This window comes from Desulfovibrio diazotrophicus (genome assembly GCF_902498985.2).
In the GTDB taxonomy this organism is placed as follows: domain Bacteria; phylum Desulfobacterota; class Desulfovibrionia; order Desulfovibrionales; family Desulfovibrionaceae; genus Desulfovibrio; species Desulfovibrio legallii.
In genome coordinates, this window is the sequence record NZ_OX346397.1 from 433,946 (window position 1) to 457,867 (window position 23,922).

The 23,922-nt window shown below is 62.1% G+C and carries 17 protein-coding genes and 1 tRNA gene; 11 read left to right on the top strand and 7 right to left on the bottom strand.

Going from position 1 to position 23,922, the window contains the following annotated elements; all coding sequences use genetic code 11:
- Positions 1–336 precede the first annotated feature (336 nt).
- Positions 337–525: a hypothetical protein gene (locus J7I12_RS01875; protein ID WP_288907446.1), complete on the top strand. Its 189-nt coding sequence runs from the start codon at positions 337–339 to the stop codon at positions 523–525.
- Positions 526–743: 218 nt separating this feature from the next.
- On the opposite strand, the gene J7I12_RS01880 is transcribed toward J7I12_RS01875, so the two are convergent.
- The 4 genes from J7I12_RS01880 to hrpB all read right to left on the bottom strand — a co-directional run bounded on the left by J7I12_RS01880 (position 744) and on the right by hrpB (position 5,142).
- Positions 744–1,565 (bottom strand): MBL fold metallo-hydrolase, encoded by an 822-nt coding sequence (locus J7I12_RS01880; protein ID WP_288907445.1) that lies wholly within the window; start codon positions 1,563–1,565, stop codon positions 744–746.
- 13 nt (positions 1,566–1,578) lie between these two features.
- Positions 1,579–2,025, bottom strand: a complete 447-nt coding sequence (locus tag J7I12_RS01885; protein ID WP_288907444.1) for a MarR family transcriptional regulator — start codon at positions 2,023–2,025, stop codon at positions 1,579–1,581.
- Between the two features lie 274 nt (positions 2,026–2,299).
- Positions 2,300–2,376 (bottom strand) — tRNA-Arg (locus tag J7I12_RS01890).
- A gap of 78 nt (positions 2,377–2,454) precedes the next feature.
- Positions 2,455–5,142: an ATP-dependent helicase HrpB gene (hrpB, locus tag J7I12_RS01895; RefSeq protein WP_303192696.1), complete on the bottom strand. Its 2,688-nt coding sequence runs from the start codon at positions 5,140–5,142 to the stop codon at positions 2,455–2,457.
- Between the two features lie 95 nt (positions 5,143–5,237).
- Here hrpB and J7I12_RS01900 point away from each other — a divergent pair, with 95 nt between their 5' ends.
- The 6 genes from J7I12_RS01900 (at position 5,238) to dapB (ending at position 15,674) form a co-directional block, all read left to right on the top strand.
- Positions 5,238–6,317 carry a sigma-54 interaction domain-containing protein gene (locus J7I12_RS01900; RefSeq protein ID WP_118228735.1) on the top strand — a complete coding sequence of 360 codons (1,080 nt, stop codon included), beginning with the start codon at positions 5,238–5,240 and terminating at the stop codon, positions 6,315–6,317.
- Positions 6,318–6,956: 639 nt separating this feature from the next.
- Positions 6,957–9,272: a tetratricopeptide repeat protein gene (locus J7I12_RS01905; protein WP_242621227.1), complete on the top strand. Its 2,316-nt coding sequence runs from the start codon at positions 6,957–6,959 to the stop codon at positions 9,270–9,272.
- Positions 9,273–9,639: 367 nt separating this feature from the next.
- Positions 9,640–10,449, top strand: coding sequence for a leucyl/phenylalanyl-tRNA--protein transferase (gene aat / locus J7I12_RS01910; RefSeq protein WP_302548575.1), 810 nt, complete (start codon positions 9,640–9,642; stop codon positions 10,447–10,449).
- Between the two features lie 207 nt (positions 10,450–10,656).
- Positions 10,657–12,690: an excinuclease ABC subunit UvrB gene (gene uvrB / locus J7I12_RS01915; RefSeq protein ID WP_498793927.1), complete on the top strand. Its 2,034-nt coding sequence runs from the start codon at positions 10,657–10,659 to the stop codon at positions 12,688–12,690.
- A gap of 74 nt (positions 12,691–12,764) precedes the next feature.
- The gene (gene ligA, locus J7I12_RS01920) at positions 12,765–14,879 is read left to right on the top strand and encodes an NAD-dependent DNA ligase LigA (RefSeq protein WP_118228738.1); all 2,115 of its coding nucleotides are present in this window, start codon (positions 12,765–12,767) and stop codon (positions 14,877–14,879) included.
- 15 nt (positions 14,880–14,894) lie between these two features.
- A complete protein-coding gene (gene dapB, locus J7I12_RS01925) occupies positions 14,895–15,674 on the top strand; it encodes a 4-hydroxy-tetrahydrodipicolinate reductase (protein WP_118228739.1) in 780 nt (259 codons plus the stop codon).
- A 21-nt stretch (positions 15,675–15,695) separates the two neighbouring features.
- Here dapB and J7I12_RS01930 read toward each other — a convergent pair whose 3' ends face one another.
- The gene (locus J7I12_RS01930) at positions 15,696–16,574 is read right to left on the bottom strand and encodes a DMT family transporter (RefSeq protein ID WP_498793929.1); all 879 of its coding nucleotides are present in this window, start codon (positions 16,572–16,574) and stop codon (positions 15,696–15,698) included.
- 352 nt (positions 16,575–16,926) lie between these two features.
- Between J7I12_RS01930 and J7I12_RS01935 the strand changes: the two genes are divergently transcribed.
- Together J7I12_RS01935 and panD are read left to right on the top strand one after the other, a co-directional pair.
- Positions 16,927–17,349, top strand: coding sequence for a hypothetical protein (locus J7I12_RS01935; RefSeq protein WP_118228741.1), 423 nt, complete (start codon positions 16,927–16,929; stop codon positions 17,347–17,349).
- Positions 17,350–17,478: 129 nt separating this feature from the next.
- A complete protein-coding gene (panD, locus tag J7I12_RS01940; protein WP_118228742.1) occupies positions 17,479–17,904 on the top strand; it encodes an aspartate 1-decarboxylase in 426 nt (141 codons plus the stop codon).
- A 323-nt stretch (positions 17,905–18,227) separates the two neighbouring features.
- On the opposite strand, the gene J7I12_RS01945 is transcribed toward panD, so the two are convergent.
- Together J7I12_RS01945 and J7I12_RS01950 are read right to left on the bottom strand one after the other, a co-directional pair.
- On the bottom strand, positions 18,228–19,835 hold the full coding sequence (locus tag J7I12_RS01945; RefSeq protein ID WP_118228743.1) for a (Fe-S)-binding protein: 1,608 nt from the start codon (positions 19,833–19,835) through the stop codon (positions 18,228–18,230).
- 10 nt (positions 19,836–19,845) lie between these two features.
- The gene (locus J7I12_RS01950) at positions 19,846–20,784 is read right to left on the bottom strand and encodes a respiratory nitrate reductase subunit gamma (RefSeq protein ID WP_118228744.1); all 939 of its coding nucleotides are present in this window, start codon (positions 20,782–20,784) and stop codon (positions 19,846–19,848) included.
- A gap of 763 nt (positions 20,785–21,547) precedes the next feature.
- On the opposite strand from J7I12_RS01950, the gene dapF reads away from it, so the two are divergent.
- Positions 21,548–22,405 (top strand): diaminopimelate epimerase, encoded by an 858-nt coding sequence (gene dapF, locus J7I12_RS01955; protein ID WP_118228745.1) that lies wholly within the window; start codon positions 21,548–21,550, stop codon positions 22,403–22,405.
- Between the two features lie 98 nt (positions 22,406–22,503).
- Positions 22,504–23,733, top strand: a complete 1,230-nt coding sequence (locus J7I12_RS01960) for an LL-diaminopimelate aminotransferase (protein WP_130957991.1) — start codon at positions 22,504–22,506, stop codon at positions 23,731–23,733.
- Positions 23,734–23,922: the final 189 nt, after the last annotated feature.

Here is a 23,922-nt window from a genome sequence, read left to right on the forward strand (position 1 = left end):
GTTCCGCAGAATGTGTGTAGATAATGAAGATGAAAAAAGAATTATGTGAACAAGAATCACAATTGAGTAAGGATTTGCGGGGCGTAAATTTTGAAGAGGCTAAAGATTGGTGGCAGGACAAAAACCTTTTGGTATTTCCGCTAACCAATTGTGAGAAACATATTTATGCGTGCATAAGAATGCTTAATGAGAGATATTGGACCGCATTGATTTCGCTTCACAGTGGATGCACCCACCTGATTTCAGTGCGTTTGGCCAGAAAAGACGAGGTACAGATATATGAAAAATGCTGCCAATAATAATTTTGAGGAATATTTTGATAATGGCGGAAGCGTTATGCCTTTTGCCAATATGGCGCATGCCGTCAAGCCCAACAGCCCCATGTGCATTGATCTTGAACTTCCCATCTGGATGGTGGAAGCACTGAACCAGGAGGCCCAGCGTCAGGGAATTTCACTGCAATCCCTATGTAAAATGTGCCTGGACGACCTTATTACGGAAAAGGCTAAACGAATCTCCGCGTAAGGCAGATTTTTTCCCCTCAGATCTGGCCGCTCGCGCGGCTCTTTCCTGCATCCTACGCCAAAAATCATACCAGCAAGGCCTGAAGACGCCATTGCAGCCGCCGCTGCGAGGCCGGTTGCGCCGTCATGCTGCACTCCTCGGCGCGCCGCGCAGCCGAACGCTTGGCGGTGGCAGGCGTGCCTTTGCGCACGCCTGCCACTCCGTTTGCGTGACGGACTTCAGACGAATATCTGAGAACCGGCGGAAGCGTATTCAATTTTTTTACCCATCAGTTTTTTCAGTCTGGCAAAAACCTCCTGGCCTGTGCAATGCCCGGTATAAAAGACCGTTTTGCGGCGCAGCAGTTCTTGGGCGATGGCGGCAACCAGTTCCGGGCTCTCCGGCGTCTTTGTAATGGGGTCAAACAAATGGAATCCCGAAAATACAAAATCAAATTGCGTCTTGCAGATGTCTTCTCCCCGTTCCAGAATATTGACGATGCCGTTGTGGGCGCAACCGCCAAAAAGGAGCTTTTTCCCTTCTGATTCCACCACAAGGCACTGTTCGTGCTCAAAGTCGTCAGGGACGATTTCTTGCTGCGTTTGTTTGCAGAGGCAGGCGTTGAGCGGTGACGTCAGCTTTCGCCCCAGGATTTTGCTGAACAGGGAAAGTTCTGCATCAAGGCGTATAAATCCGTCCACAAGTCTGACCTGTGGATGCGTTTTTAATGCCCGATTCAGCCCTATTTCCTGTTTTGTATTGCCGGTTACAGCATAATATTTTTCAAAAGCACTTTTTTGCAGGTAAATTGTGGCCGTAGAATTATTTTCCAAAAAAATATCCAAAGCGCCGCCATGGTCAAGATGCGCATGCGATATGACAACGGTATCAACCTGGTCCAGGTGGACATCCAATTGCTTTGCATTATATACTATATTTTCATTTTTACCCACATCAAAAAGTATTTTGTGCTGTTGCGTTTCTATATAAAAAGAAAGACCGTGATTGGCCCTGAAGGTGTCATTGAGGGCCGTATTTTCCACAAGAGTTTTAATAATCATTTTGCGCTCCTGATTACAGATGTTCTTTGGCCATATTGAGGGCATGCTGCAAAAAATCTATGTATTCGCGGCGTACAGAAGGCTTCTTGGTTGCCAAAAAACTGTAGAATTCGCGTGAAAGTTCTTGATGGTAGCGCTCATGCAAGGCAAAGACCTTCTGGCCGGATTCGGTCAGGTACAGCGCTATGTCTCTGTTGTTATCCGGCTGTTTTGTCTTGCGGATAAACCCTTTCTTTTCAAGCTGCACTAAAATTTTGTGGGTTACCCCTCGCGTAATGCCAAAAAATTTTGCCAGCTCTGCGCTGGTAATCCCTTCCGATTGGCCGATAAGGGCGATGCTATGCAGCTCGCGCCGGTAAAAAATGTCTTTTCCAAAAACCACGGGCCGCCTGGCCAGCGTGGTTACGGTTTCGATCAGTTCCAGAAATAGGTGGGCTATTTTTTCGTTCTCGGCGTTCACAACCACTCTCCATACCGTGATGATCAAAATTGTATGCTAGGCATACAAAACTGGCAATCTTTTTCTCAAAGCCTTTCTGTGCTGGTCTTCCGTCGTGTGGGTTTGCACGTTCTGCTTTTGCATGACGTACATTCTTATGTTATGTGACGCCACATATGAGGCCGACCAGCGCGCCCGCTTGCTTCTCCAAAATTTTTGCGCAGATTGGTCATCAGGCGGCCACCAAATCAAAAAAGGGATGCACGGAAAAACCGTGTATCCCTTTGAAATATATTGGTGCGCCCAGCAAGAATCGAACTTGCGGCCTACAGCTTAGGAGGCTGTCGCTCTATCCAACTGAGCTATGAGCGCGACGGGATTTGTGTAGAGGGTCTTGGGCCGCGTGTCAAGGCGGACGGCCTGTGGGGGCGGGGCAGGCGCGGGACTTTTTCAGCCCTTTTTGGCCGTGCGAGCGGCCATGCGTTTGGCGCTGAGGGCGGTGGCCGGGGCTGTTGTGGGGTCTTCGGGCCAGGGGTGGCGGGGGTAGCGCCCACGCATTTCGGCCCGCACGGCAGGGTAGCCGTGCCGCCAGAAGTGGGGCAGGTCGCGGGTTATCTGCAGGGGTCGCCCCGCTGGCGAGTTGAGGTGCAGGGTCAGGGGCACGCGGCCATCGGCAATGGCTGGGGTTTGGACGCAGCCGAAAAATTCCTGCAGTTTGGCGGCCAGCCAGGGGCCGCCGTCATCGCCGTAAACAATGGGCCGTAACGCGCCTGACGGCACCTGCCAGTGGGTGGGGGCCGCCTGTGCCAGACGCCGTCCAAGCTGTCCGGGCAAAAGGCTGTGCAGAGCCGTGCTCAGGGCCTCGGCATTCAGGTCCGTCAGGGCGGTACAGCCGGCCAGCGCCGGGGTCAGCCAGGTTTCCAGGCCTGTCAGCAGCGCGGCGTCGCTCAGGTCTGGCCAGGGCTCGCCTTCCAGGTCGCGCAGCAGGGCCACCCGCGCGCGCCATTGGCGGGCCGCAGCGCCCCAGGGCAGCGCATTGAGGCCACGGTGGCGCACATAATCGCAGAGGGCGGCCGCGCACAGTTCCGAAGCAGGGCGCGTCAAGGGGACGTCCTCCAGCAGCAGGGCGTCCAGCCGGGTTTGCCGCCGGGCCGTAACCTGCCCGCTGGGGCTGACGGCCACGTGCTCTTCCGTCACCATCTCCTCGTTGAACAGGGCGGTCAGGTCTCCGGCTTCCAGAGGCGCGGCCAGACGGATGCGACAGTGCGGGGAGGCCCCGTCCGCCACGGCTATGGCCAGAAAAGGGCTGCGGCTCAGACTGTCCGCAGCGGGCAGACGCGCTGCGCGGCCGCAGCGCATGAGATAGGTGACGCCGGGCCGGGCTCCGCCGACCGCATCCGGCGCGCCGTCCCTGGTTTGCCGCTGGGCCGTCAGTTCTGGCCAGCCTTGGGCCAGCACTGGGCCGGCGTGTTTGTGGTCCGCTGCAGCGACGGCAAAGATATCTTCTTTTAGGCGCAGCAGTCCCGCCAGGCGCAGGGCCTGGCGGCGCAGGCGGGCCTGTGCGCCGCCCCCATGCCCCATACCGTCTGAAAGGGGTGACCGGTCCTGCCGGCCTGCCCGGGCAGGTCGGCACAGCCAGTCCAGGCGTTTGCCCAGGTCGGCGCTATTTTCTCGCATGATGGAGCCGGCGGCGCGCTGGGGGGCCTCTGCGCGGGCCAGAGGGTCGCGTTCCGCCAGCAGGGCAGCCAGACAACAAGCCAGGGGGCCGTGCCCTTGGTCCTGTGCGCCCAGAAGCATCCGAGCCGGACGCGGGTCCAGCGGCAGGGCGGCCATGCGCCGCCCCAGAGCCGTGGCGCGGCCCCTGGGGTCCAGCGCGCCCAGGCGTTGCAGGGTCTGGCGGGCCGCGGTCAAAGCGGCGGCAGGAGGCGGGTCAAGCCAGGGCAGGGCCGTGGGCTCCGCCCCCCAGACGGCCAGTTGCAGGGTCAGGCCGCAGAGGTCTGCCTCCAGAATTTCCGGCCGGGCGGTCGGGCGCAGGCCGTGGTCCTCGGCATGGCGCCACAGGCGGCAGCACAGGCCCGGTTCCGTACGTCCGGCGCGTCCGGCGCGCTGCACTGCTCCGGCCAGAGAGACCCGCTCCGTCACCAGGCGGGTCAGGCCGCTGGCCGGATCAAACCGGGCCAGCCGGGCCAGGCCGCAGTCCACCACCATGCGCACGCCGTCAATAGTCAACGAGGTTTCAGCAATGGCCGTGGCCAGCACCACCTTGCGGCGTCCCGGCGGGGACGGGGCCAGGGCCGCGTCCTGCGCCTGGGGAGAGAGGTTCCCGTAGAGCGGGTAGAGATCTGTATGGGGCGGCAGGCGGCCTTCCAGCAGGGCCGCCACTTGTCGGATTTCGCCCGCGCCGGGCAGAAAGGCCAGCAGGCCGCCCGGCTCTGTGCGGCAAAGTTCGCCAATGACTGCGGCCATGTGCCGCCACAAGAGGGGCGCTCCGCCGGGAGATCTTGTGGTTTCGGGCCTGGGGGGCAGATAGCGGATGTCTACAGGATAGGCGCGGCCGGGGCAGGTCACCACCGGGCAGTTGCCCAGCAACGCGGCCACGGGCGCGGCGTCCAGCGTGGCGGACATGACCACCAGGCGCAGGTCCGGGCGCAGGGCTGCTTGGCTTTCCAGGCACAGGGCCAGGCCCGTGTCCGAGGTGAGGGAACGCTCATGAAATTCGTCAAAAATCACGCAGGCCGTGTCGGTAAGTTGCGGGTCCGCCTGCAGCAGGCGGGTAAGCACCCCCTCGGTGAGCACCTCCAGCTTGGTGGCGTGGCTGACGCGGGTTTCGTCCCGCATGCGCAGGCCCACGGTGCGGCCCACGTCTTCGTCCAGGGCGCGGGCCAAGTAGCGGGCCAGGGCACGGGCGGCCACACGGCGGGGCTCCAGCAGCAGGATGCGGCCTTGCTTGTCGTGCTGCCGCAGCCAAGGGGCGGCCAGCAGCCAGAGGGGCAGGCGAGTGCTTTTGCCCGCACCGGGCTCGGCCTGCAGGACTAGGCTGCGGCCCAGGGCCAAGGCGCTGTCCACCTTTGAGCGTACCGCGTCCAGCGGGCAGGGCGGTAAAAGCGCTGGTTGGGGGGTGGGGACGGCAGAGGTCATGGCGGCGTGGGCTCGTGCGGGTGCTTTTTTACTGGCAATCCGGTCCGTGTCAGTGTATTGACACAAAAGAAAGCCTTCAGGTGGAGACGTTATTCATGGATGTGAACACCAGCGGCATTATCGGGCAAAGCACCACCTTGGCCGAGGTCTTCAAAGTGCTGGGCAAGGTGGCCCCTACGGACAGCACCGTGCTTGTAACCGGAGAATCCGGAACTGGCAAGGAGTTGCTGGTCCGCGCCCTGCACGCCAACAGCCAAAGGGCGGAAAAGCCCTTTGTGCCCATCAACTGCGGGGCCATTCCCAAGGATCTGCTGGAAAGCGAGCTTTTCGGCCATGAGAAGGGGGCCTTTACCCACGCCATTCGTTCCCGGCCCGGCCGGTTTGAAATGGGCGACGGCGGCACGGTTTTTCTGGACGAAATAGGCGAGATGGATCTGAGCCTGCAGGTAAAGATTCTGCGGGTGCTGCAGGAAAAGGAAATCGAGCGGGTGGGCGGCACGGGCAGCAAAAAAGTGGACGTGCGCATTGTGGCGGCCACCAACCGCGATCTGGAAGCCGAAGTAGCGGCCGGGCGCTTTCGTGAAGACCTCTACTACCGTCTCAACGTCATCCCCCTGCACCTGCCCCCGCTGCGGGAGCGCGGCGGCGATGTGCTCTTGCTGGCCCGGCATTTTCTCAACCATTTCTGCGCCAAAAAAGGACGGCCGCCCCTGGGGCTGTCCCCGGACGCCCGGCGCGTACTGGTGGCCTACGCCTGGCCCGGCAATGTGCGGGAACTGGAAAACTTCATGGAGCGGTTGAGCATCCTGGTGGACGGGGATACCGTCTTTCCGGACGATCTGCCGCGCAAAATTCTGGACCAGGTGGGCGACATCGCCGCACTGCCGGAACCGGTTGAGGAAGCGGCCCCGTCCGCAAGTCCCGCCGTTCCGGCCGTCTCCCGCGACGTGCGGACGGGCGCGCCGACACCTGCGGGCACAGGGGCCTTTGTCTGGCCGGACCTGGCCGTGCTGAGCGACCAGGGGCTGAATCTGAAAGACTTTCTGGACGCGGTGGAAGGTCGCCTTATTGATGAGGCTCTTGGTTCGGCCCAGGGCGTCAAAAATCAGGCCGCCGAGCTTTTGGGCATCAAACGCACTACCCTTATTGAGAAGCTGAAAAAACGGCAGGCCTAGGCACTTTTTTTGCATAATGCAGCGCGCCCGCATGGGCGGCAAAATTTTTATGTTCGGCGGGAACAGGTGAATCAGAATACGGCAGCCGCCGCAGACCGGCTACAGACACGCATCGCAAAAGACACGGCCAGACCGCGCCGTCGCGGGCGGGGCCTCTTGCGGCGTGGACTGCTGTCGGTGGGTCTGGCCCTGACCTTAACGGGCGTTGGCCTGCCTTCCCGTTGCGTGGGGCCGGCCTTTCTGCGCGATGTGTCCGCAGCCCAGACCGCGCCGGAAATGCCCGGAGGCCGCCAGAGCCTGCGCAGCCCCGTCAATCCCGGCGGGCCGGAAAACTGGCCTCCGGAGAAGTTCCTCTCCACCACCAGGGGCGCTGGGCCCGGCCCCGCCAGTGCAACGCCTCCGTCCGGCACGCCGGCAGAGGGGGACAGGCCTTCTCCAGATCCTGCGGCGCAACCCCCTGCGGCCGTAGCTGCGCCGTCGCCCAAGGGGGCCTCCCCGCAAACTGCTCCCCAGGGCACGCCCCCTGAACGTGCTTCCAGATCGGGTCCGGAGCAGCCGACAGCCCCAGGAATAAGGCCGTCGGCCAAAGCCGCGGCGCCCGGCGCGCCGTCCCCGGCCGCCCCTGGCGCGGTTGCGCCTGTGCAGCCATCGCCGTCGGCCTCGGCATCCTCACAGGCTGCGGCCCCGCCGCCGGCCACTGCCGGGAGCCCGGAAGTTTCCGGCAAGGTGAGCGGTAAGGTGCTTGGCCTACCCGAAAAAACACCGGAAAAAGAGGAAGCGGCGACTACAGAAGCGCCGCGTCCGGTCGTCTATGTGGACGAGCAGGGCAATCCCGTGCCCAAACCGGCAGATCCGGCCAAAATGCTGGCCGAAGCTGAGCGCCTGCTGCAGGAGCGCAAGTATGATGAGGCCTTGCCCCAGTTGGAGCAGATCCGCAACTTGCCCAACCTGACGCCGGAGCAGCGGGAGGCGACCCTCTACCACATCAGTGACTGCCTTTGGGCCCGTTACGTCAACGATCCCCTGGCGGGCTTTGAGCCCATTGTGTCCGCCACCAGCGAGGCCATGCACGCCAACCTGCGTTCGCCGCGCGTGCCCGACGCCCTGCTGCGTCTGGGGCTGGCTAACGTCAATGTAGGCAATCTGGTGGACGCCGGTGGCTATCTGGCGGCTCTGTATCGCCGGTATCCCGATTATCCCGGCGTGGCGCAGGGTTTTACGGCCCTGGGGCAGGCGCAGATGGCCAAGGGCCGCAATGCGGCGGCAGAGCAATCCTTTGCGCTGGTATTGGACAAGTATCCGGAATCTTCCGCACTCATGGAGGCCTCCGTGGGGTTGGCCACAGCCCTGCATCAGCAACAAAAATATGACAAGGCACAGCTTATTCTGGACTTCATCAGCAAGCGCTGGCCCCGTCACTATATAGACCAGCCCGACTTTTTGCTGCTGCAGGCCCGTAACAACGAGGCGCTGGGGCATCCCGAAGCGGCCTTGCCCATGTATTGGCTGTACCACAACCTGGTGCCCAAGGCTAAGGGGACGGATGCCCTGCTGCTTAAAATGGGCGACATGTATTCCCGTCTGGGCGCGGACAAGGCTGCGGATTTTGTTTATACGCGCACGCGGGATCTGTTCCCCGGCACGCTTGCCGCCTGGGTGGCGCGTCTGCGTCTGGCGGAAGGCGGCATTTACGATGCGCCCATCAGCTATGCGGCCATGAGCCAGGTGTTTGCGCGTGCCGCTGACAAAAATATGCCCAAGTTCTACAGTGAATTGGCGTCAGCGGGCGGCGAGGCTCCGCAGGCGGTGCTGGCCCGGCTCAAAGAAGCCATGTGGCAGTACTGGAATGGGCACTATACTGAAGCCATGGGCAAGGCTGCGGACTTTATTGACGCCTATCCGGAAAACTCCTGCGTGCCCCAGGCCCGTGACCTCATCTGGATGGCGTTTCAGAAGGAACTGGCCAATGCTCTGGCCGAAGGCAACTACGGCCGCATCCTGATCCTCTGGAACGGCTTCCCGCTGGTGCGCGAACGCTACGGCCAGCCGGATCCGCGCCTGCGCTACGCCCTGGCCCAGGGCCTGCTGGAGCGGGGCGAGGAAAAACGCGCTCTGGAGATGCTCAGCCCCTTCTTGGCCTCCCCCATGAACCCGCAGTACGGTGAAGGCGCTTTTGTGACCTTTTTTAACCGCTATCTGCAGGCCGGCGCGTGGGACAAGATTCTGGATCTGGGCAGGCTGGTTTCCACCTGGCCGTTGCGCCCCCAATTGCGCAACCAGCTGGACTACGCCATGGCTCTTTCAGCCCAGAATCTCAACCTCAACGGTCCGGCCCTGGCCATGTGGCACAAACTGGCGGACAAGCCCGACATCCCCCTGTACCAGCGGGCCTACGCCACCTATTTTCTGGCGCGCGACGCCGAACAGCGCAAGGATATCGCCGCTGCCTACCAGCTGAACAGGAAGGTGGTGGAGCTGTTCACCCGGCTGCACGACGAACGTTCGGACAAGGCCGACCCCCAGCGCATCAAGGACGCTATGCTGGCCCTCATGGACATCTGTGAAGTGGGCAACCGCGTGCCTGAGGCGCTGCAGTGGCTGGCGCGCTATAACGCTTTTGTGCCGCAGAATTCGCCGGAATACCCCGGCCTGCGCTTCCGTGAGGCGCGTCTGTACCGTAAACTGGGCGATGCCACCAGGGCGCAGATGCTGCTGGAAGCCATTGTGCGCGATTATAAGGATTCTCCCTTTGCCCAGGCCGCCGCGGCCGAGCTGCGCACCTTTGCCGTTTCGCGCGATCTGCAGAGCTTTATGCCCGGCAATGCGCCGACAAGTCCCGCTGCGGGCACGGCCGACTCCGGAGCGGCATCGGGCGCTGCTTCCGGCCAGACCTCTGCGCAGAATCCGGCCCAGCCCCCCGCGCCAAGTGCCCCGTCCGCGTCCCAGAGCAAGTAAGACGCCCACTCCGGCACTGCGCAAGCGCAATTTATTTGCGCGGTTAAGCGCCAGAACGAGCGTGTCTTCACCGTTGAGAATACATATTCTCAACGGTAATCTGTTCCAGGGCATTTCAAAGATGAAATGCCCTGGCGGTTGCGTAAGCAGCCGCCCGCCGTGTAGGCGCAAGCGCAATTTATTTGCGCGTTTAAGCGCCAGAACGAGCGTGTCTTCACTGTTGAGAATGCATATTCTCAACGGTAATCTGTTCCAGGCGCGCGCGTGCTTGAAGTGTCCTCCCGAAGTGGGTACACAAAGGCATGAGCGTCCTGTTGCCTGTTCCACCGTCGGCCGGTTTTTGGGCGGCCCCAGGGGTGGTCCTTTGATGCGTTACGGCGCGGTGGCGGCGCTGGCCGCACAGTTCCCGCCCCTGGAGACGGCCCATCCGGACGGTTTCCTGTGCCTGGGGGGTGACCTGCGGCCCGAACGCCTGCTGGCGGCCTACAGCCGGGGCATCTTCCCCTGGTATGAAGAGGGCCTGCCCGTGCTCTGGTGGTCGCCAGATCCGCGTTGCGTGCTGCCGCTGGAGGCCTTTCATCTGCCCCGGCGCAGCGCCCGGACCCTGCGCCGCAGGCCGTTTGCCCTTACCCTGGACCGGGCTTTTGGACGGGTCATCCGATCCTGCGCCGCACCGCGCGCCGCCGCGCCCGGAACCTGGATCATCCCGGAGATGATTGCGGCCTATGAGCGCCTGCACGCCCTGGGCTATGCCCACTCCGTTGAAGCCTGGCGGGACGGCGCGCTGGCGGGCGGCCTTTACGGCGTGGCTCTGGGCCGGGCTTTTTTTGGCGAATCCATGTTTCACACCGAAGCCGAAGCCTCGCGCGCGGCCCTGGCTGGTCTGGTGGCTCTTTTGCGGCAGCGCGGGGCCATACTGCTGGACTGTCAGCAGGAAACGCCCCATATTATGGGCATGGGCGGCGTGCTGCTGCCGCGCCGCAGGTTTGTGGCCCGGCTGCGGGAAGCTCTGGGAGAGCGCCGAGAGGCGGCCCCTTCGTTTTCGGCCCTGTCCGCAGCAGCGCCCGACACCGCCGCAATGCCCTGGGCGCCCTGGCGTACGTCCTATGTCTTTGACGCCGCAGCCGGCGTCTGGCTGCCCGAATCGCCGGAACAGGGCGGCCCCGTGTCGCGCTGATTGTCCGCGCCGACGCGCGGCCCGGTGGTTTGGAGCGGCTGCTCTTTGTACAATGCACTTGCGCAGCGATAATCAGGACGCCGTCGTGCCGCAGACGCGGACAAGCCCGTATGCGCGCCCAGGCCACAGGCGTCCGCAGTCGCCGCAGTGGCGCGCAGCCCACGGTTTTCGCCGTCAAACAAGCCTGCAACAGGCAGAATACACGTCATGGACACACTTTCCTCTCCGCCGTTCAGCCTGGAAACGGCCTATACCCCCACAGGCGACCAGCCCACGGCCATTGACGCCCTGACCGCCAACCTGGAAGCCGGCGTGCCCGCGCAGGTGCTGCTGGGCGTCACGGGCTCCGGCAAGACCTTTACCATGGCCAACGTCATTGCCCGCTGCAACCGTCCGGCCCTGGTGCTGGCCCCCAACAAGACCCTGGCCGCGCAGCTTTACGGCGAGTTCCGCGCCCTGTTCCCGCGCAATGCCGTGGAGTATTTCGTCAGCTATTACGACTACTACCAGCCGGAAGCCTATGTGCCCGCCTCGGACACCTATATTGAAAAAGACTCCTCCATCAACGACAATATAGACAAGCTGCGCCACGCCGCCACCCATGCTCTGCTGACCCGACGGGACGTGGTCATTGTGGCCTCTGTTTCCTGCATTTACGGCCTGGGCTCGCCAGAATACTACGCCAAGATGGTCATTCCCGTGGAGGTGGGCCAGCGCTTTCCCATGGACGCCCTCATGGCCAGACTGGTGGAAGTGCACTACGAGCGCAACGATTACGACTTCCACCGCGGCACCTTTCGTGTACGCGGCGACGCCCTGGAGGTCATCCCGGCTTACCACCACGAGCGCGCTCTGCGGTTGGAATTTTTTGGCGACGATATCGACAGCATGCGCGAGATTGACCCTCTTACGGGCGAGGTGCTGGCCGAAGTGGGCAAAACCGTGCTCTATCCCGCCAGTCACTATGTTTCGGCTCAGGACAACCTCAAGCGCACGGCGGACGACATCCGCGACGAACTGGCCGCGCGTCTGGCTTGGTTTCAGGAGCACGGCAAACTGGTGGAAGCCCAGCGCCTGGAGCAGCGCACCCAGCTTGACCTGGAAATGATTGAGGAACTCGGCTACTGCAACGGCATAGAAAACTATTCGCGCCATCTGGACGGCCGTAAGGCCGGGGAGCCGCCTTCCTGTCTGCTCAACTATTTTCCCAACGATTTTATATTGTTTGTGGATGAATCCCACATTACCATTCCCCAGGTGGGGGGCATGTACAAGGGGGATCGCTCCCGCAAGCAGACCCTGGTGGACTTTGGCTTCCGTCTGCCCTCGGCTCTGGACAACCGTCCCCTGCGTTTTGACGAGTTCACGGCCCTGCTCAATCAGGTGGTCTACGTTTCGGCCACGCCCGGCAAGTACGAGCTGGACCAGGCTCAGGGCATTGTGGCGGAGCAAATCATCCGTCCCACGGGCCTGGTGGACCCGGAGGTGGACGTGCGTCCTACCAAAGGGCAGATGGACGACCTGTTGGGCGAATGCAAGGCGCGCGTGGAAAACGGTGAGCGGGTGCTGGTAACCACGCTCACCAAGCGCATGGCCGAAGACCTTACGGAATACTGCTGCAACATGGGCGTCAAGGCCCGCTATCTGCATTCGGATATCGACACTCTGGAGCGCATGCAGATCATCCGGGCCCTGCGCCTGGGCGAATTTGACGTGCTGGTGGGCATCAACCTGCTGCGCGAGGGCCTGGATATTCCGGAAGTCGCCCTGGTCTGCATCCTGGATGCGGACAAGGAGGGTTTTCTGCGCTCCACAGGCTCGCTTATCCAGACCTTTGGCCGGGCCGTGCGCAATGTACAAGGCAAGGTCATTCTCTATGCGGACAAGGAAACGGATTCCATGCGCGCCGCCATGGGGGAAACCGCCCGCCGCCGCGCCATCCAGGCCGCCTACAATACGGAACATCAGATCACCCCGGTGAGCACGCGCAAGGGCCTTGAATCTCCGCTGGACAGCCTGTATGTGGAAGACGGCGCGGGCCGTGGACGCGGACGCGGCAAAGGGCGCGGCAAGGCGCAGGAAAGCGCAACGCCGCTTACAGCCGAGGATACGGCTGCCCTGGTGGTCAAGCTGGAAAAAGAGATGCGTCAGGCCGCCCGCGACCTGGAATTTGAACGCGCGGCAGAGCTGCGCGACCGCATCCGCCAGTTGCGCACCCGGCTCATTGCCCTGCCGGAATAGGCGGCACAGGGTCGCTTCTCAAAAATCACACACTGACGCAGCGCCGTCAGCACTCGTCTCAGGAAGGTTTCCGCATGGCTTCACAGTCCCCGTCCACGCCGCGGCAGCATAGTCTGCCGTTTTCCGGTCCCAGCGCGGCCGAGCGCGAACGCGCCCATTGGCTCGCCGCAGAGCTGGAGCGCCACAACTACCTCTACCATACGCTGGACGCGCCAGAAATCAGCGATGACGCCTACGACGCCCTGTTCCGTGAGCTGACGGCCCTGGAAGGGCGCTGGCCGGAGCTGCGTGCCCCGGATTCGCCCACCCTGCGCGTGGGTGGCGGCCTTTTGGGCGGCCTGGACAAAAAGGCCCACAGCCGCCGCATGTACGGCCTGGACAACGTGTTTTCCTCCGCGGAATGGCGGGAATTTGTGGAGCGTATGCGCCGCGCCTGGGATGCGGACCTTAACGGGCCACTGCCCCTGGCCTTCTGGTGCGATCCCAAGCTGGACGGTCTGGCTCTGGAAATTATCTATGAAAATGGCGTGCTGTGCGAAGCGCTTACCCGCGGGGACGGCTTCACGGGCGAGGTGGTCACGGCAGCCGTGCGCACCATCCGCACCGTGCCCCTGCGGCTGCGTGGAGAGGGCCCCTTTCCCGCCCGGCTGGAAGTGCGCGGCGAAGTGGTCATGTACAAACAGGATTTTGCCGCCCTCAACGACCGGCAGGAGGCGCTGGGGCAGAAGCCTTTTGCCAACCCGCGCAACGCCGCCGCTGGAACCCTGCGTCAGCTGGACCTTTCCGTCACAGAGGCGCGTCCGCTGCGTTTCCTGGCCTACAGTCTGGGCGAGGCGCAGTGGCCCCCGGCCACGCCCTGTCGGCTGCAGTCCGGGCTTATGGCCCGGCTTGCGGACTACGGCTTCCTGACGCCGCCCCAGGGGCGGCTCTGTCGCAGCCTGGAAGAAGTGGACGACTATGTGGCCTGGGTGCGCCAGGAACGGCCCGACTTTCTTATGCAGATCGACGGGGCCGTGGCTAAGCTGGACGACCTGGAGGCGCAGGCGGCCCTGGGCTATACGGCCCGCGCGCCGCGCTTTGCCGTAGCCTTCAAGTTTCCGGCCATGCAGGCGCAGACCCTGCTCAAAACCATTGAAGTGCAGGTAGGGCGCACGGGCGCGCTCACGCCCGTGGCCGTGCTTGAGCCCGTGGCCGTGGGCGGAGCGCTGGTTTCCCGCGCCACTCTGCACAATGAGGACGAAATCCGCGCCCGCGACGTCCGGGTGGGGGATACGGTCATGGTGCAGCGCGCCGGCGACGTCATCCCCGAAGTGGTGGGCCCTGTGCTGGAAAAACGGCCCGCCGGGGCTGTGCCCTTTGTCTTTCCCCGTACCTGCCCGGCCTGCGGGCAGCCCGTATACCGGGAAGAGGGCGAAGCCGCCTGGCGTTGCGAAAATCTGACCTGCCCGGCCATCCGCCTACGGGCCATCACGCACTTTGTGTCCAAGGCCGGGCTGGACGTGCAGGGCGTGGGGCAGAAGTGGATAGAACAGCTGGTGACCAGCGGACGGGTGCAGTCCCCGGCCGATCTTTTTACGCTGACCGCGCAGGAATTGCTGGGCTTTGAGCGCATGGGCGAGGTGCTGGCGCAGAAGTTTGTGGACGCCCTGGATGCGGCTCGGCATACGGCTGATCTGCGGCGACTGATCAGCGCCCTGGGCATCCGCCATGTGGGCGAGCAGACGGCGCGCACCCTGGCCGGGCATTTTTGCGATCTGGACGCGCTGGAAAACGCTTCGGCCGCAACCTTGCAGGCCCTGCCCGACGTGGGGCCGGAGGTGGCTTCCTCCATCCGCAATTTTTTTGACAGCCCGGCTAACCGGGAAACCTTGGCCCGCCTCAAGACCCTGGGCCTCTGGCCACAGAGCGGGGAGGGCGACGCTGCCGCTGCGGCGCGGCCTTCCGGGCCGCTTGCGGACAAGCGCGTGTTGTTTACCGGCTCACTGGACATGCCCCGCGACAAGGCGCAAAAACTGGCCGAGGCCGCGGGAGCCATTGCCGTCAACAGCGTGAGCAAAAAACTGGACTATCTGGTGGTAGGCGACAAACCGGGAAGCAAGCTGGACAAGGCGCGCGACCTGGGTGTGGCCGTTTTGGATGAAGCGGCATTTAAGGACTTGTTGCACCAATCCGGCGTCGCGCCGGAATAATAGAGAGGAGACGCCATGAGCACGGCAATCATCGTCGTAGGGGCCAACGGCCGCATGGGCCGGACCATCAGCCATCTGGCCGCCACGGAACCGGGCTACAGCCTGGCGGGCATGGTGGACAGCAAGGAACACCTGGGCAAACTCGCGGGCGCGGCCTGCCCGGTGGCGGACACTCTGGCGGCCCTGCTGCCCCAGGCGCCGGGGGCTGTGGTCATCGATTTTACCGCGCCGGTGGTGAGCCTCAATTCGGCCAAGGCCGTGGCCGCCGCGGGCAGCGCCCTGGTCATCGGCACCACGGGATTCAGCGATGCGGAAAGGGCGGAACTGGAAGCCCTGGCCCAACGCGCGCCCATTTTCTGGTCTTCCAACATGAGCATCGGCGTCAATGTGCTGCGCAAGGTACTGCCGGAGCTGGCCCGCGCTCTGGGCGAACCCTATGACATTGAAATTGTGGAGCTGCACCACAATCGCAAGAAGGACAGCCCCAGCGGCACGGCGCTGACCCTGGGCGAAGGCCTGGCCCAGGCGCGCGGCTGGAAGCTGGAGGATGTGCGTTGCTCCTCGCGGGACGGCATTATCGGGGCGCGGCCCAAGGCGCAGATCGGCATCCAGGCCGTGCGCGGCGGGGACGTGGTGGGCGTGCACACCGTGTACTTCATGGGGCCTGGTGAACGCATTGAAGTAAGCCACCATGCCCATTCGCGCGAAACTTTTGCGCAGGGGGCTTTGCGCGCCGCCGCCTGGCTGGCGGACAAAAAGCCCGGCAGGCTCTACGGCATGCCGGATATGTTTTAGGCCGTCTTCCTTTTTCCCCCCTTACCGCTTGTTGCCGTAGAGGACCGCACCCAGGATGAGTGCGCCGCCGAAGAGGGTGCGGGGGCCAGGGGCGTCGCCGAAGAGCAGCCAGGCCATGAGGATGGCATAGACGGGCTCCAAGGTGATGATGGTGGCGGCTTGGCGGGCCTTGAGGGCCGTGAGGCTGCCCACGTAGAGGCTGTAAGCGAGGGCTGTGCAAAAAAGGCCCAGGCAGGCTATCCACAGCCAGTCCAGGAACGGTACGGCGGGCAGGGCGTGGGCCGTGAAGGGCAAAAGGCAGGCGAGGATGACCACGTTTTGCCACCAGCAGGTCCGCATGCCGGATATGGCGGCGGCCGTGCGCCGGTTGGCTATGGCCACCAGGGCGTAGACCGCGCCGGAGAGCACCGCCCAGAGCAGGCCGTGGGTGGCGGAGCTGTTCAGAGAAAAAGCGGGGGTCAGGCAGATAAGCCCTAGGCTCACGGCGGCCAGGCCCCAAAGTTCGGCAGCGGTGGGGCGTTCGCGGTAGGCCAGGGCTTCGAAGAGGGTGGTGAAGGCGGGAAAGCAGGCAAAGCCCAGGGTGCCCACGGCCACGCCGCCCAGCTTGATGGCCTGGAAGAAGGTCACAAAGTGTACGGTGAGCAGCGCGCCGCTCAGGGCGAGGCCCGTGAGGTCGCGGCGGTTCAGACCGCGCCAGGGCGCTTCGTGTCGCGAAAGACAGAGCAGGCCCAGAGCCGCCACGGCAAAGAGGGCCCGACCGCAGACCAGCACCGGTGCGGAGCTTTGGCACAGTTTGCCCAAAATGCCGGAAACGCCGAAGAGCACCGTGGCCGCGTGCATGCGGACCAGAGCGGCGTGACGTGAAAGAGCGGCGGGGGAAGTGGCTGACGCTTGGGACATGGTCGCTGTTCTGTACTCCCCGGCTCGCCGGGACGCAAGGGCCAGCGCGTGCCACGCGCTGGCGTGGCGTCAGGCGTGGTGTGCAGAACAGCCCCTCGGCAGGGGGCAGCACTGTGGTGCTGGATAATTTTTTTGATAATATCTTTATTTTATAAAGAATATTTTTGAGGCCGTGTCCGTTTCAGGAATACGGCTTGACAGCCTGCGGGGAAATGACGGAAAATATTTTGGGTGTAAAGTCTAGATTTTATCTTGAATTTTTATTCAAGCTGGTGTAGCGCAAGGAAAAAGAGCGCGCGTAAGGCCCGCGGCACCCATTGCCGCAGGCCCGCAGCGCCGGATTGGGGGCCCCATGCCGCAGGTTGCCGCACGCATTAATGATGAACAGGAACGCTGGCTCAAGGACTATTTTCGCACCAAGAGCGCCGGGGCGGAATTTATTCTGCCTTGGGCCGTGGATACGTTTTTTCGGGCCATCGCCAACATCAAGCACATGTTCAGCGCGGCGGAGTTGAAGACTATTGTGGAAGCCCACAAGGACATGAAGCTCATGCCCGACCACACGCGCCTTTCTTATCTGATGCTGCGGGTGGACGACGCCTGCGAGCTCAACGGCGTGCATTTGCGCCACGGGGCCAGCAAGTCCAGCCTGGAGGCCAAACTCAAGGGTCTGGACGATACCCAGGCCACGGCGCTTATGGTCTGGGCCTCGGCCTTCTGGGTCAGCCGCAACTGCTCGGCTGAAAACCTTGACGAGTACATCAAGGCGTATTAGTTCCGTTTTCGGCCTTTTTTCCATTAACAGTCCTTTGGGGACCACATGTCTGCGTTGTCGCGCTGTGGAGGGCCGGGAGGCTTTGTCCGCAGGGGCACGCTTTTTCTTTTTGCTCAAGCGAGAATCACTATGCTGCAAATTTTGCGGGCCAAACTGCACGGCATCCGGGTCACGGGGTGTGCGCTCAACTATCACGGATCCGTGACCTTGGACCCGGAGCATTGCCGTGCGGCCGGCATCTACCCCTTGGAGTTCGTTAATATATGGAACAAAAACAACGGACAGCGCCTTTCCACCTACGTCATTTACGGTGAGCCGGGTTCACGCTGCTGCGTGCTCAACGGGGCCGCCGCACGCGCCTGTGAGGAAGGGGATGAGGTCATCATCAGCGCCGTGGAGTTTGTGAACGGCCCGCACGAGATTGCCGGGCGCAGCCCCGTGGTGCTGACCTTCAACCCGGACAACAGCGTGCGCGAAACCCTGCGCTATGTGGTTACGGAAGGGCCGGAAGGCCTGGACTTTGCCGTGGAGCAGGGCGCGCCGCAAGACAGGTAAACGCCGCCCGGCGGTCTGTTGGCGTGAAGGTTTCCGCCGGCTGCAGGCCTGGGCGTTTTGCGCCGCGTGCGCAACCGTGAACGTGTGGGGGCTGCCCCCCCTGTACAAAGGCAAAGGCCCATTCCGGAAATTCCGGGATGGGCCTTTGCCGTGTCTGATCAGGGCCGTCTTGGGGCGTCCCGATCCTTTATTTGTTCTGCTAGAGCATTTAACACTTGAAATGCTCGCTTACGGCAGGCAAAACCTGCCTTCTCGCATTTTGTGGCAAGGATTTTCAAGAAAATCCTTGCAGAGCAGTTAGCTCATTTCATTCGCTAACTGCTCTAGGCTTCGGCTTCTTCCTCGGCGCCTTCAAACTTGATGTAGCCGGGGTTCACGTTGGTCATGGCGTTGACGATGAGCTCCACCAGGCCGCCGTAGGCGAAGTTGTTTTTGGTGTACAGGTCGTTGTGCTCCAGAATTTCGCGGATCTGGCCCTTGCAGTTGGAGCAGGGGGCGCAGATGTACTTTTTTGTTTCCGGTCCCAGGCAGTCTTTGAAGGCTTCGCTGATCTGCCACATCTTTTTGCGGCCGGAGATGTTGCCGCGCCATTGCTCAATGTTGTTGCGGGTCATGATAGCAAAGCCGGAGCCGCCGCCGCAGCAGTAGTTATCGACGCCGTGGCAGGGCATTTCACGGAACTGGGGCGCAATTTTGCGCAGGATTTCGCGCTGCGGCTCCACAATGCCCATGAGGCGCACGATGTTGCAGGGGTCGTGCAGGGTCACGGGAAAGTCATTGCGGGCCGGGTCCAGCTTGAGGCGGCCGCTCATGACGATGTCGCGCAGGGTTACGTAGCAGCTTTCGCGCGGCACCTGGTATTCAAAGGGGATGACGCGGTCGGCAATGACGGTGAGGGCCTTGTGGGCGTGGCCGCATTCGCCGATGACAATCTTTTTCACGCCCAGTTCCTTGGCGGCCATCATGTGCTGCAGGGCGATGCGGGCGGTCTGGGCGTCGTCGTAAAACACGCCGTAGTTCACGCCATCATAGGCCATGGCGTGGCTGGAAAGCGTCCAGGAAAGGCCGGCCTCCTGAAAGATGAGGGAGAAGGCGGCGATGTTTTCGGGCCAGGCCATGATCTCGCCGGCATTGTGCAGCAGCATGATGTCCGCGCCCTTGACGTCGAAGGGCGTGTGGATGCCCACGCCGGTGATCTCTGTGTAGTCTTCGTCAATGAACTCCACGTTGTCTTTGACCACCTCAGGCGTCATGCCCGTGGAGGAACCGCACTTCATCTGGTTCATGGTGCCTTTTTCGTGCAGTTCCTTGGGGTAGATGCCCATCTCCTGGCTGAACAGCTTGCGGATTTCGCGGGCCAGCAGGCCGTTGTCCACGCCGATGGGGCAGGTCTGGGCACAACGGCGGCAGAGGTTGCAGCGGTAGGCCAGCTCGCCCAGGCGCGCCACGGTCTTCCAGTTGAGGTGCATGTCGCCGTAGCGCCACTTGGCCAGGGGCTCCTTCTTCACATACTGCTTGTAAATGCGGCGAAAGATCTCGGAGCGGAAGTTGGGCCGGTACATTTCGTTTTTGCCCGACATCTCATAAAGATGACAGGCCTCAGAGCAGGAGTTGCACTGGGCGCAGTAGTCCATGCTGGTTTCCAGCATGGGCAGGAAGGTCCAGTTGTTTTCCTTGCTGAAAAGTTTGCGCAGGCCGGTGAGAAACTTGTTGACCAGTTCCTCCTCTTCTTCCTTGCTCTTGGGTTTGGGGATGTTCAGCACACAGACGTCGTCGAGAATACAGGCGGTCTCGGCCTTCTGCTCTTCGGTAAAGGGCTTCCAGGGCATGGTGGCCATGTCCACGGGCAGCTCCGGGATGTCTTTGAGGTCAATGCTGACCATCTGCCCTTCGGCGGTGGAAACGTCGGTCAATTGCAGGTTGTCTTTCATGTGGGACTCCCTAGTCTTTCTTTTCAGGGGCTGCGGGGTTGGTGGTAGCCACGTCCACCCAGGATTTGGGCGCGCCGTCGCCGGCAATGTGGCTGGCGGCCCAGGTGACCTTGTACTGCAGGGCTTCGCTGATTTTTTCCTGATTCTTGGCGCTGTAGGTGGTGGGCTCGTCACCCCAGCGGATGTCGTGGTAGGTGAAATATTTCATGAAGACATGGCCCATGTGGGTCATGGGGATCCAGATCAGCAGGAAAAAGCCCACCAGCAGGTGCAGCACAAACAGGCTGTTCTGGGGCAGCACAAAGTTGGCGGTGAGCAGATTGTAGATAAAGCCGCGCGCCAGCTCGAAGTAGGAGGGAGCGGTGGCCCAGGCGGCCAGACCCAGCGCGCCGAAGAGCACAAAAATCAAAAGGTTGAAGTAGTGCTCCGGGGTGCTGTAGCGGCGCAGGCCAGGGTCGCTGCGCCGGCGCTGCACCAGGGCAAGACCGCCCGTGATGATACAGACGGAACCCACCAGCACCATGGCGTTGATGACGTTGCCCACAAAGATCATCAGCCCGCCCTGGGGGGCCAGGCCGCAGATCTGGGCGACGGCGGCGCAGAGCACAATGATGGTGCCGCCCATGAGCATATACATGCCCACATGGAAGGGGTAGGTGCGCACCCAGAGTTTGATGTTGTGCTCAAAGGTGGCGTGCAGAAAAAGCACTTCGGTCAGCAGGGCCTTGACGTCGCCCAGGTGGGCCACGTGGCGGGGCTTTGTCCACCAGTCTTTTTCTTCCATGAAGCTGCCGCCGTAAACGGTTTTAACGCCTTCATGGGGCACGGGGTACAGCTCCCAGCGCACATGCAGGGGGCTGGACGCCAGGTAGGCCCGGATCTTGATATAGGCCATGCAGAAGAAGCCGACTACCGCCAGGTAGCCCAGGACGTAGAACACAATGCTCATGAGTTTTCTCCCGTGGGTCGTGATGCCGCTGATCTGGGTTTACAACGCGGGCTGCACCGGATTGTTGCCGGCGCTGCCACGCGCCTTGGGCGCTGCTTTATCCGTGACTTTAATATGACCGCTTTAGTCGGGAATTGATCACAGTAAGCGGCAAAGTCAAGCGGCGTGCGGAACACTCGTGATAGCCAAATTTGGAAAAAATGCAAAGATGTCAGGATGATTGAATTGTAACTTTTAATCTTGATTAAATCAATTTTATTTAAAAAAATCAGATAGATTTGCTGTGAAAAATTTTTTTTGTGGTCTGGAAAAATTTTTTCTGTGCTGACGTTTCCCGGCGGATAAAGCGCACCACAGGGCATGCCTGTGCGGCGCATTGTGGAGTGCATCAGGATGCCGTATGTAAAATTAGCTAAAATATATAAATAATTATTTACTCAGCTTGTTTAGCAGCGACGCCGCCCCGCAAGGGGCTCAGTCTGCGCACGGCGTTGCGGACCGGATGCGCAGCGGCAAAGCTGCCCGTCACTGTCTGCCTGACGGCGCGGGTTGTGTCGTGTGCAAGGCGCGCAGGGCAGAGGGGGCGCCGTGGCTGCAGCCTTGGGCGGGAAGCGCAGGCAAAAAAGCGCAACAGCGCGGCCCCGGCCTTCTCTAGGCGGGCGCGCGGGTTTACTTTTGCCGCAATGGAGCGTACCCTGTACATTGTGGAATTGCCTACAAGACGCTGTGTCCTGTGCGTTTTTTTGTCCGCAAAGGAGTTTTTATGACCGCTGCAGTGCGTTTTACCAAGATGCAGGGCATTGGCAACGATTATGTCTATATCAACGGCTTTGAGGACCGGGTGGAAAACCCCGGCGAGCTTGCCCGGCGCATCAGCGACCGGCATTTCGGCGTGGGATCAGACGGCCTGGTGCTCATTCTGCCTTCCGGCACGGCGGACGTGCGCATGCGTATGTTTAATGCCGACGGCACGGAAGCGGAAATGTGCGGCAACGCCATCCGCTGTGTGGGCAAGTATGTGCACGACCACGGCATCCTGAGCAAGGACGTCATCCGGGTAGAAACCCGCGCTGGTGAAAAGGTGGTGCGGCTGCTGTCAGAGGGCGGCGAAGTGTGCGGAGCCACCGTGGACATGGGCGAACCTGAGCTCAATCCGGCCCTCATCCCCGTGCTGGACGAGCAGCCCGACGGCAGCCAGCGTTTTGTGGCTCGCCCCGTGGCAGTGGGGGGGGCAACCTACGCGGTCACGGCCGTGTCCATGGGCAATCCGCACGCCGTGGTTTTTCTGGAGGGCATTGACGCCCTCAATCTGCCGGAACTGGGGCCGCAGTTTGAGCACCATCCGCTTTTTCCACAGCGTACCAATACGGAGTTTGTGGAAGTGCTTTCTTCCACGGCTGTGCGTATGCGGGTCTGGGAGCGCGGGGCGGGCGAAACCCTGGCCTGCGGCACCGGGGCCTGTGCCGTGGCGGTGGCTTGTGTGCTCAACGGCCGCACCGGCCGCCAGGTGGAAGTGCGGCTCCGGGGCGGCGTCCTTAAGGTGCACTGGGACGAGAGTTCCAACCACGTCTACATGACGGGGGGGGCCGAAACCGTCTTTTCCGGCACATATCCTCTGTAATTGCACTGTCGTCAGTCGCGCTCTCGCCCGGCCCGCACACGGGGGCGGGCCTTTTACGCGCCGCTCCCGTCACCATGAAGCCATTAAGGATGCAGCCCATGCAAACTACGGTCAACGGTAATTTTCTCAAGCTCCAGAGCAACTATCTTTTCTCTGACATCGCCCGCAAGGTGGCCGCGTTCAAGGACGCCAACCCCGACCGCCGCGTCATCAGCCTGGGCATAGGCGACGTGACCCGTCCGCTGGTCCCCGCCGTCATCGAAGCCCTGCACAAGGCTGTGGACGAAATGGGCGACGCGGCCCTTTTTCGCGGGTACGGTCCGGAACAGGGCTACGCCTTTTTGCGCGAGGTTATTGCGGAATATGACTACAAGGCGCGCGGCGTGAACCTGAGCCCGGACGAAATTTTTGTCAGCGACGGGGCCAAGTCCGACGTGGGCAACTTTCAGGAGCTGTTTGCGGCCGAGAGTGTGGTGGCCGTGACGGACCCGGTCTACCCCGTGTATGTGGATTCCAACGTCATGGCGGGCCGGGCCGGCATAATGGCCGGCAAGCAGTGGAACCGTCTGGTCTATCTGCCCTGCCTCAAGGAAAACGACTTTGTGCCGGACTTTCCCAAAACCCGGCCGGACATCATCTACCTGTGCTACCCCAACAATCCCACGGGTACGGTGCTCTCTCGCCAGGCCCTGCAGGGCTGGGTGGACTACGCCCGGCGCGAGGGCTGCGTGATCCTCTACGATTCGGCCTACGAGGCCTTTATCACCGAGGCGGACGTGCCCCACAGCATTTATGAGCTGGAAGGCGCGCAGGAAGTGGCCGTGGAGTTTCGCAGCTTTTCCAAAACCGCCGGGTTTACGGGCCTGCGTTGCGCTTATACCGTGGTGCCCAAGGCCCTCAAACTGCGCGACGGTCAGGGCGGCGCCGTGGCGCTGAACGGCCTGTGGAACCGCCGCCAGTGCACCAAGTACAACGGCTGCCCTTACATTGTGCAGCGGGCCGCGGCCGCCACCTACAGCCCCGAAGGCCGGGCGCAGATCATGGGCGTCATCGGCGGCTACCAGCGCAACGCCGCCCAGTTGCGCAGCGCCGTGAACGCCCTGGGCCTTGCCGTCTACGGCGGGGTGAATGCCCCGTATATTTGGGTAGAAGTGCCGCAGGGCAGCACCTCCTGGGGCTTTTTCGACCATCTGCTGGAAAGCTCGGCTCTGGTCTGCACACCGGGCGCGGGCTTCGGGCTCACGGGCGAAGGCTATGTGCGGCTCACGGCCTTCGGCTCCGCCGAAGACACGGCGGAGGCCATCCGGCGGATGGAAGCGTTGCGGTAAGAAAAACGACAGCAGTTTTCTCCGGCGGGCAGGGCCGCTGCAAGCCACGGCCTGCAGCGGCCCGCCTGCTAACAGAATGCGCCGCCGCCCGGTTCGGCCGCACCGGGAAAAACCTGCATTTATTTCTTGCCCATCGTTTTTGTTTGTAGCAATATTGCCTTCCCCCCTCTGCCAGAGTGCAGCCTCCGC

Coding starts and splice junctions, on each gene's coding strand:
- J7I12_RS01935 (WP_118228741.1), top strand. CDS start 16,927: ATGCCGCAGGTTGCCGCACGCATTAATGATGAACAGGAACGCTGGCTC.
- uvrB (WP_498793927.1), top strand. CDS start 10,657: ATGGACACACTTTCCTCTCCGCCGTTCAGCCTGGAAACGGCCTATACC.
- panD (WP_118228742.1), top strand. CDS start 17,479: ATGCTGCAAATTTTGCGGGCCAAACTGCACGGCATCCGGGTCACGGGG.
- J7I12_RS01875 (WP_288907446.1), top strand. CDS start 337: ATGCCTTTTGCCAATATGGCGCATGCCGTCAAGCCCAACAGCCCCATG.
- J7I12_RS01950 (WP_118228744.1), bottom strand. CDS start 20,784: ATGAGCATTGTGTTCTACGTCCTGGGCTACCTGGCGGTAGTCGGCTTC.
- dapF (WP_118228745.1), top strand. CDS start 21,548: ATGACCGCTGCAGTGCGTTTTACCAAGATGCAGGGCATTGGCAACGAT.
- J7I12_RS01945 (WP_118228743.1), bottom strand. CDS start 19,835: ATGAAAGACAACCTGCAATTGACCGACGTTTCCACCGCCGAAGGGCAG.
- J7I12_RS01960 (WP_130957991.1), top strand. CDS start 22,504: ATGCAAACTACGGTCAACGGTAATTTTCTCAAGCTCCAGAGCAACTAT.
- hrpB (WP_303192696.1), bottom strand. CDS start 5,142: ATGACCTCTGCCGTCCCCACCCCCCAACCAGCGCTTTTACCGCCCTGC.
- J7I12_RS01900 (WP_118228735.1), top strand. CDS start 5,238: ATGGATGTGAACACCAGCGGCATTATCGGGCAAAGCACCACCTTGGCC.
- J7I12_RS01880 (WP_288907445.1), bottom strand. CDS start 1,565: ATGATTATTAAAACTCTTGTGGAAAATACGGCCCTCAATGACACCTTC.
- dapB (WP_118228739.1), top strand. CDS start 14,895: ATGAGCACGGCAATCATCGTCGTAGGGGCCAACGGCCGCATGGGCCGG.
- ligA (WP_118228738.1), top strand. CDS start 12,765: ATGGCTTCACAGTCCCCGTCCACGCCGCGGCAGCATAGTCTGCCGTTT.
- aat (WP_302548575.1), top strand. CDS start 9,640: ATGCGTTACGGCGCGGTGGCGGCGCTGGCCGCACAGTTCCCGCCCCTG.
- J7I12_RS01930 (WP_498793929.1), bottom strand. CDS start 16,574: ATGTCCCAAGCGTCAGCCACTTCCCCCGCCGCTCTTTCACGTCACGCC.